The 12,766-nt window shown below is 65.7% G+C and carries 14 protein-coding genes and 3 tRNA genes; 3 read left to right on the forward strand and 14 right to left on the reverse strand.

The features are described 5' to 3' along the window. The 12 genes from AC1D3B_RS18295 to trpE all read right to left on the reverse strand — a co-directional run. Positions 1–215 (reverse strand): GTP-binding protein (locus AC1D3B_RS18295; protein WP_478192081.1); only part of this gene is annotated, 215 nt, incomplete at its 3' end. Positions 216–289: 74 nt separating this feature from the next. Beyond that, positions 290–364: transfer RNA gene (locus AC1D3B_RS18300), tRNA-Thr, on the reverse strand. A gap of 41 nt (positions 365–405) precedes the next feature. Then, positions 406–479: transfer RNA gene (locus AC1D3B_RS18305), tRNA-Gly, on the reverse strand. A 120-nt stretch (positions 480–599) separates the two neighbouring features. After that, positions 600–685, reverse strand: a tRNA-Tyr gene (locus tag AC1D3B_RS18310). Between the two features lie 176 nt (positions 686–861). Next, a complete protein-coding gene (locus AC1D3B_RS18315) occupies positions 862–1,563 on the reverse strand; it encodes a uracil-DNA glycosylase (protein WP_478192082.1) in 702 nt (233 codons plus the stop codon). Continuing rightward, on the reverse strand, positions 1,560–2,360 hold the full coding sequence (gene trpC, locus AC1D3B_RS18320) for an indole-3-glycerol phosphate synthase TrpC (protein ID WP_478192083.1): 801 nt from the start codon (positions 2,358–2,360) through the stop codon (positions 1,560–1,562). The genes AC1D3B_RS18315 and trpC overlap by 4 nt, the downstream gene beginning before the upstream one ends. Before the next feature lie 15 nt (positions 2,361–2,375). Continuing rightward, complete coding sequence (gene trpD, locus AC1D3B_RS18325) at positions 2,376–3,398, reverse strand: anthranilate phosphoribosyltransferase (protein ID WP_478192084.1); 1,023 nt, start codon at positions 3,396–3,398, stop codon at positions 2,376–2,378. Between the two features lie 19 nt (positions 3,399–3,417). After that, positions 3,418–4,086: a LysE family translocator gene (locus AC1D3B_RS18330; RefSeq protein WP_478192085.1), complete on the reverse strand. Its 669-nt coding sequence runs from the start codon at positions 4,084–4,086 to the stop codon at positions 3,418–3,420. Beyond that, positions 4,079–5,137, reverse strand: a complete 1,059-nt coding sequence (gene ltaE, locus AC1D3B_RS18335; RefSeq protein ID WP_478192086.1) for a low-specificity L-threonine aldolase — start codon at positions 5,135–5,137, stop codon at positions 4,079–4,081. Before ltaE ends, AC1D3B_RS18330 begins: the two co-directional genes overlap by 8 nt. Positions 5,138–5,142: 5 nt before the next feature. Further along, positions 5,143–5,727: an anthranilate synthase component II gene (locus AC1D3B_RS18340; RefSeq protein ID WP_478192087.1), complete on the reverse strand. Its 585-nt coding sequence runs from the start codon at positions 5,725–5,727 to the stop codon at positions 5,143–5,145. Continuing rightward, a complete protein-coding gene (locus tag AC1D3B_RS18345; RefSeq protein ID WP_478192088.1) occupies positions 5,724–6,116 on the reverse strand; it encodes a GxxExxY protein in 393 nt (130 codons plus the stop codon). The genes AC1D3B_RS18340 and AC1D3B_RS18345 overlap by 4 nt, the downstream gene beginning before the upstream one ends. Then, entirely contained in the window at positions 6,113–7,615 is a 1,503-nt protein-coding gene (trpE, locus tag AC1D3B_RS18350; RefSeq protein WP_478192089.1) for an anthranilate synthase component I, read from the reverse strand. Before trpE ends, AC1D3B_RS18345 begins: the two co-directional genes overlap by 4 nt. Positions 7,616–7,888: 273 nt before the next feature. On the opposite strand from trpE, the gene AC1D3B_RS18355 reads away from it, so the two are divergent. Beyond that, the gene (locus AC1D3B_RS18355) at positions 7,889–8,476 is read left to right on the forward strand and encodes a chalcone isomerase family protein (RefSeq protein ID WP_478192090.1); all 588 of its coding nucleotides are present in this window, start codon (positions 7,889–7,891) and stop codon (positions 8,474–8,476) included. 129 nt (positions 8,477–8,605) lie between these two features. On the opposite strand, the gene AC1D3B_RS18360 is transcribed toward AC1D3B_RS18355, so the two are convergent. Both AC1D3B_RS18360 and AC1D3B_RS18365 read right to left on the reverse strand, forming a co-directional pair. Then, positions 8,606–9,292 (reverse strand): phosphoglycolate phosphatase, encoded by a 687-nt coding sequence (locus AC1D3B_RS18360; RefSeq protein ID WP_478192091.1) that lies wholly within the window; start codon positions 9,290–9,292, stop codon positions 8,606–8,608. Positions 9,293–9,343: 51 nt separating this feature from the next. After that, a complete protein-coding gene (locus AC1D3B_RS18365; RefSeq protein WP_478192092.1) occupies positions 9,344–10,030 on the reverse strand; it encodes a LuxR C-terminal-related transcriptional regulator in 687 nt (228 codons plus the stop codon). A gap of 236 nt (positions 10,031–10,266) precedes the next feature. Here AC1D3B_RS18365 and AC1D3B_RS18370 point away from each other — a divergent pair, with 236 nt between their 5' ends. Together AC1D3B_RS18370 and AC1D3B_RS18375 are read left to right on the forward strand one after the other, a co-directional pair. Continuing rightward, positions 10,267–11,592: a DotU family type IV/VI secretion system protein gene (locus AC1D3B_RS18370; RefSeq protein ID WP_478192093.1), complete on the forward strand. Its 1,326-nt coding sequence runs from the start codon at positions 10,267–10,269 to the stop codon at positions 11,590–11,592. A gap of 15 nt (positions 11,593–11,607) precedes the next feature. Further along, the gene (locus AC1D3B_RS18375) at positions 11,608–12,735 is read left to right on the forward strand and encodes a type VI secretion system protein (RefSeq protein ID WP_478192094.1); all 1,128 of its coding nucleotides are present in this window, start codon (positions 11,608–11,610) and stop codon (positions 12,733–12,735) included. The last annotated feature ends 31 nt before the right edge of the window (positions 12,736–12,766 follow it).

Genomic DNA, 12,766 nt, shown 5'->3' on the forward strand with positions numbered 1-12,766 from the left:
GTCTCGTATTCGACGTGCGCGGTGTTGATCGTGATGCCGCGCGCCTTCTCTTCCGGCGCCGCGTCGATCTGGTCGTAGGCCTTGGCTTCGCCACCGAACTTGCTCGACAGCACCGTCGCAATCGCCGCCGTCAGCGTCGTCTTGCCATGGTCAACGTGACCAATCGTGCCCACGTTCACGTGCGGCTTCGTACGGGTGAATTTTCCTTTTGCCATTTTCTCGACTCCGAAAAATAACTAGATCAACACACTGATATGGGGTTGCAACCCACCGGCTGCAACCCCAAAACTGGTGCCCATTGCGGGAATCGGACCCGCGACCTCTCCCTTACCAAGGGAGTGCTCTACCACTGAGCCAAATGGGCGATATCTATAACCAACCGTGCCTTGCGCTGACGTGGACCTGTGGAGCGGGAGACGGGAATCGAACCCGCGTCATTAGCTTGGAAGGCTAGGGTTCTACCATTGAACTACTCCCGCAATACGACACAAACCGATCTGAATGAGCCTCCAGGTTGGGTTGCGCCGCAGCACGGTCAGAGCCTTCACTTTCGCCTGGGCTCATCACATTCAAGCGCTCTTCAAAAATCCATTCATCGCTGGTGGAGAGGGCTGGATTCGAACCAGCGTACTCGTAAGAGGGCAGATTTACAGTCTGCTGCCATTAACCACTCGGCCACCTCTCCGGCGAACCTCGGAATATAGCACGATTGCCTAGGTGCGTCGACCTCACCGACAGCCTGCGTGCCGCATTGCAGCAACTTCACCGCCAGCAAGTTCGGCCGGCCGCTCAGGCGATGCGATTTACTCCGAGCCCAAGATTCTCGCATGAAATCAAGCACTTACTCCCGCGCCTCACGACTCAGCACCGTCCCGCTTCGCGCCACGCCCGGGCTTGCCCGAAGTGCCCGCAACCGATGAATGGCACCGGCGGTCGCAACGCCGAGAGGGGCGAAGGATGATTCGACATCAGCACCTTGTGACGATTTGTGTCGATCAGCGCGCGCTTGCTCTGCGCATGCGAGCCCCAAAGCATGAAGACCACCGGGCGCTCGCCATCTGCAACATGCCGGATCACGGCGTCCGTCAACACTTCCCAGCCTCGCCCGGCGTGACTGGCCGCCTGCCCCTCCTCCACAGTCAGGCAGGTGTTGAGCAGCAGCACGCCGTGCGTCGCCCACTTGGCCAGGCTCCCCCCGGGATTCGGAAACTTCGGCGGCGGCGTGCCGAGGTCGCGTTCCAGCTCCTTGAAGATGTTGCGCAGCGACGGGGGCAACGCCACGCCGGGCGCCACCGAAAAGGCAAGCCCTTCGGCCTGGCCGCGCCCGTGATACGGGTCTTGCCCAAGAATCACAACCCGAACCTCCTCCGGCGGCGTCAATTCAAGCGCTCGAAGCGGTTGGGGCGGGAAGATCACCGCGCCGGCGTCCAGCCGCTCGCGCAAGAAGACAAGCAGTTTCTGGCCAACCGGCCCCTCGAAGAAATGGTCCGTCAAAGGCCGCCAGCCGTTCGCGACCGGCCAGTCGGCCGGATCGCTGCTTGCGAGCTGATCTCTCGTGCTCATTGGAACAAGGTGGCGAGGGCTTCACCCGGTTCGTCCGCACGCATGAAGGCCTCGCCGACCAGGAACGCGTGGACGCCCGCCGCGCGCAGCCTGGCGACGTCGTCGCGTGTCGCGATGCCCGACTCGGTCACGAGCAACCGGTCGCGCGGCACCTGAGCTCGCAGATCGATCGTGGTCTGGATCGACACCTCGAAGGTCCGCAGATTGCGGTTGTTGACGCCGATGAGTGGCGTCTTGAGCTTCAGCGCCCGCTCGAGTTCGGCGCCATCGTGCACTTCGACCAGCACCGACATGCCCAGACCGATGGCGATCGCCTCGAACTCGCGCATCTGGGCATCGTCCAGGCAGGCTGCGATCAACAGGATTGCGTCCGCGCCCATCGCGCGCGACTCGTACACCTGGTACGCGTCGACGATGAAATCCTTGCGAAGCACCGGCAGGTCGCACGACGCGCGCGCCTGCTTCAGGTAGTCGACGCCGCCCTGGAAGAATTGCCGATCGGTCAACACCGAAAGGCAGGCCGCGCTCACCATACCGTCGCCCTCGGCGTAGCTCTGGGCGATGTCCGCCGGTATGAAGTCGGCGCGCAACACGCCTTTGCTCGGGCTGGCCTTCTTGATCTCGGCGATGACCGCCGCGGCGCCGGCCGCGATCTTTGCGTGCAGGGCGCCCGTGAAGTCGCGCGTGAGCACGCGACTTTCCGCATCGAAGCGGACGGCTTCGAGGGGAGCCTTCTTCCTCGCCGCCGCGATTTCCTCGCGTTTGACGGCAACGATTTTTTCGAGAATGTCCGACATGGTTTCGCCGCCCTCCTAGACCGCCGTGGCGGCGATGAGTTCAGCCAGCTTCGCCTTGGCCGCCCCGGATTCGAGCGCCGCGCGCGCCCGGTCCACGCCTGCCGCGATCGAGTCGGACACATTGGCCGCATACAGCCCAGCACCGGCGTTGAGCAGCACGATGTCACGCGCCGGCCCCGGCTGGTTGTCGAGCACATCGAGCAGCATGGCCTTCGACTGTTCCGGCGTCTCGACACGCAGCGTGCGATTGCTCGACATCGCAAATCCGAAATCCTCCGGATGGAGCTCGTACTCCCGAACTTCGCCATCCTTGAGTTCGCCCACCATGGTGGCCGCGCCAAGCGAGATCTCGTCCATGCCGTCTCGGCCGTAGACGACCAACGCATGCTCTGCGCCCAGACGCTGCAATGCCCGCACCTGGATCCCGACGAGGTCGGCATGGAACACACCCATCAGGATGTTCGGTGCCCCGGCCGGGTTGGTCAGCGGGCCCAGGATGTTGAAGATCGTCTTGATGCCGAGTTCCTTGCGGATCGGTGCGACGTTCTTCATCGCCGGATGATGGTTCGGCGCGAACATGAAGCCGATGCCCACGTCGGCGATGCATTTCGCGATCTGCTCCGGCTTCAGGTTGATGTTGATGCCGAGCGACTCGAGCACGTCGGCGCTGCCGGATTTGCTGCTCACACTGCGCCCGCCGTGCTTGCTGACCTTGGCACCCGCCGCCGCGACGACGAACATCGAGCAGGTCGAGATGTTGAAGGTGTGCGAGCCGTCGCCGCCGGTGCCCACGATGTCGACAAGGTTCGTCGTGTCGGCCACCGGCACCTTGGTCGAAACCTCCCGCATCACTTGCGCAGCCGCGGTGATTTCGCCGATGGTTTCCTTCTTGACGCGCAAGCCGGTGATCAGCGCGGCCATCATCACCGGCGAACACTCGCCGCTCATGATCATGCGCACGATGTGCAGCATCTCGTCGTGGAAGACTTCGCGGTGCTCGATGGTGCGCTGGAGCGCTTCCTGGGGGGTGATGGGCATGGTGTTTGTCTCCCTTGAATCAATGAGTGGAAGTCGGGGCGAGGGGATTGTCGGAAAGCGCGAGCCTGAAGCCGAAGCCGACGAACAGCACGCCCGCGCCGCGCTGCAGCCAGTGCATGCCGCGTTGGACAACGCCGACGCGGCGCGCAGTCCAGCCGGCGAGCAGCGCCCACGCCACATTGACGAAGATCGCGTTGAAGTTGAACAGCACGCCCAGCAGGAAGAAGGCGAGCGGCTTGTTGTCCGTACCGGGCGCGATGAACTGCGGGACGAAGGCCAGGAAGAACAGCGCCACCTTGGGGTTCAGTGCATTCGTCCAGAAGCCGCCGAGAAAGACGCTCTTCATGTCGGCCGGACCCACCGGGTCGCTACCCGATGCCGCCGCCTGTCCGGTCGCCGAAGGTCGCGACAACAGCATCCGCGCGCCGACCCACAGCAAGTACGCAGCGCCCACCCATTTCAGGGCGGTGAATGCGGTCGTCGATGCCGCCATCAGCGCACTCACGCCCAGGGCTGCGGCAGTGATGTGGACGAAGCAGCCAGCCGTGATGCCGAAACCGGCAACGATTCCGGCCCGAGTGCCTGATCGCAACGAACGGGTCACGATGTAAAGCACATCCGGGCCCGGCGTGAGATTCAGCAGAAGCCCGGCCGCGATGAAGAGCAGCAGGGAATGAGGCTCAGGCATGGAAGAAGCTCCGGATGGCCCTTGTCGCGCGGTCGACGCCGTCGGCATCGACATCGAGGTGGGTCGCGAAGCGCAACCGGTAGAGCCCCGTCGCAAGAACGCCGTGCTGCTTCAGGTGCGCCAGAAGTTCAACGGAACGCGTGCGCGCCGCGCCCATCAGGTCGACGAATAGCAGATTCGTCTGAGGCGCCTCGACCTGAAGCTCGTCGATGCCTGCCAGTCCCTCCGCCAGTTGGCGGGCGAGGGCATGATCCTGCGCAAGTCGCTCGACATGGTGCTCCAGCGCATGGGATGCCGCCGCCGCCAACATGCCCGCCTGCCGCATACCGCCGCCGGCCATCTTGCGAATGCGGTGCGCGCGGGCGATGAACTCGCGCGTCCCGCACAGCGCGGACCCTACAGGTGCGCCCAGGCCCTTGCTGAAGCACACCGACACGCTGTCGAAGCAGCCTGCAATGCGGCGAGCCTCGGTGCGCGCATCGGAACCACGTTGCGCAGCCTGCGCCACGGCGGCGTTGAAAAGCCGCGCGCCGTCGAGGTGACGATTCAGCCCCTTGCGCTGCGCCAGTTGCGTGGCCTGCTCGACGTAGGCGAAGGGCAGCACCTTGCCGCCCAGCGTGTTCTCGAGCGCGAGCAGCCGTGTGCGCGCGAAATGCGCATCGTCGGGCTTGATGGCGGCTTCGATCTCGTCCAGAGCCAGCGTCCCGTCCGGCTGATGGTTCAGGGGCTGCGGCTGCACGCTGCCGAACACAGCCGCGCCGCCGCCTTCCCAGCGATAGCAGTGCGCCATCTGGCCGACGATGTATTCGTCGCCCCGCTGGCAATGCGAAAGGATCGCGCAGAGGTTGCTTTGGGTGCCCGTGGGCACGAACAGCGCCGCCTCGAAGCCCAGCATTCCGGCGATCTGCGCCTGGAGCGCATTGACGCTCGGGTCGTCGCTGAACACGTCGTCGCCCAGCGGGGCGGCCAGCATGGCGGCGCGCATCGCGTCCGTGGGCTGCGTGACCGTGTCGCTGCGCAGGTCGACCAGGGTCGATGAAGAGTTCGTCATTCGGTTCACTCCAGGAAGTTGCGAAGCATGGCGTGGCCGTGCTCGGTGAGGATGGATTCGGGATGGAACTGCACGCCCTCGATGCGCACCGAGTGCTCGAAACCAGTGTGACGCACGCCCATGATCTCGCCGTCGTAGGTCCACGCGGTGATGCGCAGATCGCTTGGGCAGGAGTCGCGCTCGATCGCCAGCGAGTGATAGCGGTTGACGCTGAATTTCTCCGGCAGTCCCGCGAACACACCTTCGCGCGTGGTCATGATCTCGCTGGTCTTGCCGTGCATCAACTGCTGCGCGCGAATGATCTTTCCACCGAAGGCCGCGCCGATCGCCTGGTGCCCGAGGCACACGCCGAGGATGGGCAGGCGCCCAGCAAATTCCTGGATCGCCGCGACCGAGATACCCGCCTCCGCCGGCGAGCACGGTCCCGGCGAAATCACGAGCCGGCCAAATCCGTCGGCGATGCGCTCCCGGAGCCCTTCAAGCGTGATCTCGTCATTGCGATGCACCTCGACCTCCGCCCCGAGCTCGCCGAAATACTGCACCAGGTTGTAGGTGAAGCTGTCGTAGTTGTCGATCATCAAGAGCTTCATGGCTTGACTCCGATCCGGTGCACGCCCTTGACCACGGGGAATACGTTGAAATTGATGAGCAGGCCCAGCTTGAGCCCCGACAGCCGCACAGCCGCCTGCGTTCGGGCGCGATGCAGGTCGGTGAGGGCGTCGACCGCCCTGACGTCGACCACGACCAATTGCTCCACCACGAAGTCCGCACGGCAGACCTCGCCGAGCGACCGGCCCCTGTAGCTGGCCGACATCGGCACGTCGCGCACGAAACCGATCTCGCGCTCGGCCAGTTCGATCTCCAGCGCGGCGGCATAGACCTCCTGGGCCAGACCGGTGCCGAGCACGCGCTGCACCTCGACGGCCGCGCCGATGATCTCGTGGGAGAAGTCGTTGTTCTGGGTGTCGTCGGCCATCATTCCAGTCCCTCCTCGACCAGTTCCGCGGCGCGCAGCAACGCGCGCGCCTTGGCCTCGGTCTCTTTCCATTCGAGTTCGGGCACCGAGTCGGCAACCACGCCAGCCGCGGCCTGCACGTGCAGCATCTGGTCCTTCACGATGCCGGTCCGGATCGCGATGGCCACGTCCATGTCGCCGGCGTAGCTGATGTAGCCGCAGGCGCCGCCATAGATGCCGCGCTTGGTCGGCTCGAGCTGGTCGATCAGCTCCATCGCATGCACCTTGGGTGCGCCCGTCAGCGTGCCCGCCGGAAAGGTGGCCTTGAGCACGTCGATCGCGGTCATGCCGTCCTTCAGCGTCCCCTCGACGTTGCTCACGATGTGCATGACGTGGCTGTAGCGCTCGACCGCGAAGGCTTCCGTCACCTTGACGCTGCCGGTCTTCGCGATGCGGCCGATGTCGTTGCGCGCCAGGTCGATCAGCATCACGTGCTCGGCGCGCTCCTTGGGGTCGTTGATCAGCTCGACTTCCGCCGCCTTGTCGAGTTCGGGCGAGGCGCCGCGCGGACGGGTGCCGGCCAGCGGCCGGATGGTGATCTTCTGCTCACCCTCGCCGGTGTGCTCCTGCCGCACGAGGATTTCGGGCGAAGCACCGACCACGTGAAAATCGCCCAGGTGGTAGTAGTACATGTACGGCGACGGATTGAGCGAACGCAGCGCGCGATACAGCGACAGCGGCGACTCCGTATAACGCTTGCTGATGCGCTGGCCGACCTGCACCTGCATGAAGTCACCGGCCGCGATCAGTTCCTTGGCGCGCTCGACCGCCGCGAGGTAGTCGGCCTTGGCAAAGCTGCGCTGCGCCGGATGCGCCTGCGTCGGCATCACGCGCGGCGCACTCACCGAATACTTGAGCTGGTCGCGCAGCTCGCGCAGGCGGCGCTTGGCGTTGGCGTAGGCCTCGGACTGGCCCGGATCGGCATAGACGATCAGGTAGAGCTTGCCCGAGAGGTTGTCGATGACCGCCAGTTCCTCGCACTGCAGCAAAAGGATGTCGGGGCAGCCCAGGGCGTCGGGCGGGCAAGTCTTCTCGAGCTTCTTCTCGATGTGACGCACCGTGTCGTAGCCGAAGTAGCCCGCCAGACCGCCACAGAAGCGGGGCAGGCCCGGCCGCAGGGCGACCTTGAAGCGCTGTTGGTAAGCCGCGACGAAATCGAGGGGGTTGCCCTGGACTTTTTCCACGACTTTGCCGTCTGTTACGACCTCTGTGACGGCCTCGGATCCGAAGCCGCTGGCGCGCAAAAGCGTGCGCGCGGGAAGTCCGATGAAGCTGTATCGGCCGAAGCGTTCGCCGCCCACCACCGATTCGAGCAGGAAGCTGTGCTTGCCGCTGTCCTTGGTGTAGGCGAGTTTGAGATACAGGGAAAGAGGTGTTTCGAGGTCGGCAAAGGCCTCGACCATCAGCGGGATGCGGTTGTAGCCCTGCGCGCTGAGGCTTTTGAATTCGAGTTCAGTGATCACGGGTGGGGTCTCCGTCGGCCAGCAGACGCGTGTGGGTCGCTGGCGGGGTCATTCAGGTCTGGCCGTCAGGATGCTGAGGGCCGCGGGCGCACGGCGTGCGCCGTGCAATCAAGCAGGCAACGTCGATGGCGTGCGCCAAGGCCAGGCTCCCCGGCTGCCTTGACCTGTCTGAATGACGTGATGAATGAACATGGGATGGGGAGTTTAGCCGAGGGACAAAGCTTGTACCAAAAGATACATTCGGACCTTTTGGAGCCCACGGAGACTATTTTGATGCCCCAGTTTGCCTTGCGGCGCGTGATCGCGCTGTCCACCCTCGCCCTCGCGTCGCTCGCTGCGTCTGCCGCCCAGATCGACGTCGCCGGTGTCAAGCTGGACGAGGCCATCGACCTCAAGGGGAGCAAGCTGCAGCTCAACGGCGCGGGTGTGCGCTACAAGGCCGTCTTCAAGGTCTACACGGCTGGCCTGTACCTGGGCACCAAGGCGGGCACGCCCGAAGAGGTGCTGGCGGCGTCGGGTCCCAAGCGGATAGCCATCACGATGCTGCGTGACATCGACGCCAACGAACTGGGCAAGCTCTTCACGCGCGGCGTGGAAGACAACTCCCCCAAGGGCGAAATGTCACAGCTGATCCCGGGGCTGCTGCGCATGAGCCAGGTCTTCTCCGATCAGAAGCAGTTGAAGGCCGGCGACTCGTTCACGGTCGATTGGTTGCCCGGCACCGGCACGGCGATCGCGGTAAGGGGTGTTCCGCAGGGCGACCCGATCAAGGAACAAGCGTTCTTCAATGCCCTGATGCGTATCTGGCTCGGGCCAAATCCGGCCGACTGGAAACTCAAGGATGCTCTCTTGGGGAGATGACACTCGCCCCCAGGCTGCGCGCACTTCGTGTCGCTTCGCCTACCCCCGGCCGGGGGCAACACCGGCGGCCCGGCGGAGCCGGTTCCGCGGTGTTTCGCGAAGGGGCCTGGCTGCGCCGGCCTTGATCGTTTACGCCGCTTGCTTCGGGGCTGTCAGGTCGGCCAGGGAGTCGACGAAGCCGTCGGCGTCCACCTCACGGACAGGTTTGCCGTGGTTGTAGCCGTAGCTGACGAGGATGACGGGGCAGCCTGCGGCGCGCGCGGCTTTCGCGTCGTTGCTTGAATCGCCGATCATCAGGGTTCGTGCGGGCTTGGTGCCGAGTGCTTCGCAGGCCTTGATCAGGGGCAGCGGATCGGGCTTCTTCCTGTCGAAGGCATCGCCACCGAACATCACGTCGAAAAAGCCGGCGAGGCCCTTCGACGCGAGCAGCGGCTTCGCGAAAGCAGTGGGCTTGTTGGTCAGGCAGGCCAGACGCAAGCCCCGGGTCCGCAACGCGGACAGGCCTTCCTCGACGCCGGCATAGACCTTCGCATGCTGTCCGTTGACGGCCAGGTAATGGTGCTGGTAGCGCGGCCACGCGCGTTCGAACCAGGCAGCGTCGTCCACCGAAGTGCCCCGCACGTGCCGAAGCACCGAGTGAATGAGATGCTCCGAGCCCTTGCCCACCATGACCTCGACCGTCGGCCCATCGATGTGCGGCAAGGCGAGTTCATCGAGCATGCGGTTGAGGGCGACGACGAAATCTCCGATGGTGTCGATCATCGTTCCGTCGAGATCGACGATCGCCGCGTCGAAGTTTGAGAGATCCAGGGACATGCCCCCGAGGATAAGCGGCGAAGCCCGAGAGGCGCCCGGGCTCCCGGGGCGTCAGGCTTCGGTGAGCGACTGCGCCGCAACCACCGCCTCGGTGCGGTTGCGCACGTTGAGCGCCCGGAAGATCGCGGCCAGGTGAATCTTGACCGTGCCCTCGCTGATGCCGAGCGCGCGCCCGATCAGCTTGTTGGGCTTGCCTTGCGACAGCAGTTGCAGCACCTCGACCTGTCGCTCGGTCAGCACGTTGCGCAAGTGCTCCAGCGTCTGCGCCGAGGCCGCGGCAGAGCCGCGCTGCGCCGCATCGATCGCCGCGCTTGCATTGGGAATGCCGGCGATGACGCCTGGAGGCAAAGCCGCCAGCATCATCGGCGGCACGTAGACGCCGCCCGCCAGCACCAGCCGTACCGCGGACAGCATCACCTCGGGCGAGTACGCCTTGGGGATGAAGCCAAGTACGCCGCGCTCCAGCGCGCTGCGCATCACGGCAGGGTCTTCGTAGCCCGAGAGCACGATGACCGGCACCGCGGGATGGCGGCGACGGATTTCGTCGATGTGGGCCTGTCCCTCGGCGCCCGGCATGTTCAGGTCGATCACGGCCAGGTCGATGTCGTCGGATGCACCGGCGAGCAGTTCGTCGACGCTCATTGCCAGGACGAACTCGATGTCGGCCTCGAGCTCCGACAATTTGGCCTTGACCGCCTCGATGACGAGCCGGTGGTCGTCGGCGATCAGGATTTTCATGGCTTACCCCAGCGTCAGATGTGAACTCAGCAGGCTGAAGATACCGGTGAACGCACCGCACATCAAGGCGGATTTGCTCCCCGAACGACATAGCTCCCAAGCGGTATGGCGCGCGCGCACGCGCGTGGAAAGAATCGATTCCATACCAGAAACGACAGGGGACATCGGCATGTGCCATCGAAGCAGGCGCAAACGCGAGGCTCCCGTCGCAACTGAAGCATAGCCGCGAGCGATGCATGGCTCGCCTGCTCGACTCATTCTCAGCGCTGCTTTCGTTCGGCCTCTCGCTGGACGCATCGATCGCTGTCGGCCGGGTGAGCGACACCTGCGACGCGGCGCAGCGCAAGGCCCGGGCCCTCATCGACGAAGCGCGTGTCGCTGCCCGCAAGCTGGGCAGTCCCGCCGAGAAGGTCGAGTCGGCGCTCTTCGCGATGGTCGCTTGGCTGGACGAGATCCTGGCGCGCCACCCCGACTGCACGGAGTCGGTGGCGCCCTTGCAGGTCGCGCTCTTCAACTCGCAGAACGCGCACACCGAGTTCTTTCATCACCTGTCTGCCCTGCAGTCCGGCGACGACGAAGTCCGCGAGGTGTACTGGCATGCGCTGGTGCTCGGATTCAAGGGCCAGTACTACTTCGAGAGCGGCGAAGGGGGCGAACTCGGCAAGCTCAAGGACCTGCACGGACAGCAGCTCCCGATCCGTCCGGCCGCGATCGAGACTCTGGCGCAGGACCGCATCACGCCCCAGCCCTACGCCGTGCCCGACCCGCCGGGACCGCGCGATCCGCAATGGCGGCAGCGCGCCTTGCTGCGCACCGGCGGTGCGCTGGCACTCCTGGTCCCGCTCGCCTATCTGCTGTGGTTCCTGCTGACGGGACCCCACGAATCGTCGCCCACGCTGGTGCAGCGGGTTGAGCAGCAATTCCAGACCTACGCCTGCGCGGATCTCGCCGTGAGCCAGGCGAAGGACGGTGGAATGCGCGTGACCGGCTTCGTCTCGCGCCCCGAGGAAGTGGCCCGCCTGGAACGCGACGTGCGCGCCGTGCCGGGCGTCGGCACCGTGCGCTTCGACCTCCAGTTGCGCGTGTGGCCGCACTGCGAGGTCGTGGCCATCCTCAAGCCCTATCAGGCCCGCAATCTGGACCTCAAGCTCGGGCTGAAGGTCGCCGCCTCCACCGCACGGCATGGGCAGTTGCGCGAGGGCGACATGGTGCTGTTCCAGGTCCGGAACGCCGACTACGAAGGCTACCTGTGGGTCGACTACTACACCGCCGACGGCGCCGTGATGCACCTGAACGCGGGGCGAGGGCAACCGCGCGTGCGCGCCGGCGAAACCATCGAGCTGGGCCGCGACATCCCGTCTAGCTGGCTGGTGGCGCCGCCCTTCGGCACGGTGCTGCTCACCGCGCTGTCGTCGCCGACGCCCTTCAGCGACACCGCGGACAGGCCGCCGTTCGAGCTCGCGTCCGCCTATCTCCAGCGACTGCGGGCTTCGCTGGCAGCGGGCGAATTCGGCGCAAAGGTCATCGCCGACTTCGTGTTCCTCGAAACCGTTCCGCGGTGACGACGAGCAAGTTCCATGTCCCAGCTCCCCACCCTCTTCTGGCCCCTGCTGGGGCTGTGCCTGCTCGCCTTCCTGAGCTTGTGGTGGATCGTCCTCGGGTCGGGTCGCTCGGCAAGACGGCGAATGCTGCGCCTTCGCATCGCGGCGCTGGGTCAGGAGAAAGAGGCGCCGTCGAAGCCCGGCGAACTCGAGCAATCCCTGGCGAATGCGCGGCGGGCGCTCCAACAGTCGCCGGCCCCGCCGGCGCTGCGCAATCCCCTGTACGCGATTCCCTGGTTCGTCTTCATCGGCGACGCATCGGCCAACGTGGCCGGCCTGCTGGATGCCGCCTCCGATGCGCAGACTTCGCCCCCGGCACCGCATGCCGGGGACGGCGACGCCTTCTGGCACTGGCGCAGCCTGCCGTCGATGATCGCGATCGAGACCACGCCCGCGGCGCTGGGCGATCCCGCGGACCCGCACGAACGCAGCCTCTGGTATCGCGCCCTGCTGGAGCTCGCGGAACGCCGGGAGCGCCTCCCGCTCAACGGCGTCGTGGTGTGCGTAGGCGTGTCCTGCCTGCTCGGCGAGGCTTCCGCACGGGAGGCTGCGGCGGCGAGGGTACGAACCCTGATCCACGAGGCGACGGAGCACCTGCGCCTGGTCCTGCCGGTCTACCTGTTCGTGACCGGGCTGGAACAGCTGCGCGGCTACGACATCGTGCGCGCAGCCCTGCCGGACGAGGTGACCGCCCAGGCCCTCGGCCACCGGCTGGCCAACGAAACGGCCCCGCGCATCGAGGCCGGCGTCGAGCTCGACCTCCTGTTCGACGAGATCACGCAGCGCCTGCATGCGCTGCGCATGGCGTTGCTTCGCGGCGCGCAGGACCCTGTTCAGCGCCAGGCCATCCACGGGTTCGTCGAGGAGGTCCGCTCGTTGCAGCCGGGCTTGCGCACCATGGCGGACCGCATCTTCGGCAACGGCCATGGCCCGCATTCGCCGCGCTGGCGCGGGCTCTATCTCACCGCCGTGCCGCACGACGGTCGCGGCGGCGCTTTCGTCCAGGACCTGTTCGCACGCTTCCTGCCGGCGGATCAGCCGCTCGCGCGATCCCGAAATCCGGACGGCGCCAGCGACAGCTACTTCGGCTCCACGCAGATGTGAGGCGTGAAGCGACGCCCGATGCGGGCCGCCG

It is taken from the genome of Variovorax sp. P5_A3 (assembly GCF_056400665.1).

Bases quoted from the DNA above. Each gene is read 5' to 3' on its own strand.
- AC1D3B_RS18360 (WP_478192091.1), bottom strand. From the start codon at position 9,292: ATGTCCCTGGATCTCTCAAACTTCGACGCGGCGATCGTCGATCTCGAC.
- AC1D3B_RS18340 (WP_478192087.1), bottom strand. From the start codon at position 5,727: ATGAAGCTCTTGATGATCGACAACTACGACAGCTTCACCTACAACCTG.
- trpD (WP_478192084.1), bottom strand. From the start codon at position 3,398: ATGCCCATCACCCCCCAGGAAGCGCTCCAGCGCACCATCGAGCACCGC.
- AC1D3B_RS18355 (WP_478192090.1), top strand. From the start codon at position 7,889: ATGCCCCAGTTTGCCTTGCGGCGCGTGATCGCGCTGTCCACCCTCGCC.
- AC1D3B_RS18345 (WP_478192088.1), bottom strand. From the start codon at position 6,116: ATGATGGCCGACGACACCCAGAACAACGACTTCTCCCACGAGATCATC.
- AC1D3B_RS18330 (WP_478192085.1), bottom strand. From the start codon at position 4,086: ATGCCTGAGCCTCATTCCCTGCTGCTCTTCATCGCGGCCGGGCTTCTG.
- AC1D3B_RS18375 (WP_478192094.1), top strand. From the start codon at position 11,608: ATGTCCCAGCTCCCCACCCTCTTCTGGCCCCTGCTGGGGCTGTGCCTG.
- AC1D3B_RS18315 (WP_478192082.1), bottom strand. From the start codon at position 1,563: ATGAGCACGAGAGATCAGCTCGCAAGCAGCGATCCGGCCGACTGGCCG.
- trpC (WP_478192083.1), bottom strand. From the start codon at position 2,360: ATGTCGGACATTCTCGAAAAAATCGTTGCCGTCAAACGCGAGGAAATC.
- AC1D3B_RS18370 (WP_478192093.1), top strand. From the start codon at position 10,267: ATGGCTCGCCTGCTCGACTCATTCTCAGCGCTGCTTTCGTTCGGCCTC.
- ltaE (WP_478192086.1), bottom strand. From the start codon at position 5,137: ATGACGAACTCTTCATCGACCCTGGTCGACCTGCGCAGCGACACGGTC.
- AC1D3B_RS18365 (WP_478192092.1), bottom strand. From the start codon at position 10,030: ATGAAAATCCTGATCGCCGACGACCACCGGCTCGTCATCGAGGCGGTC.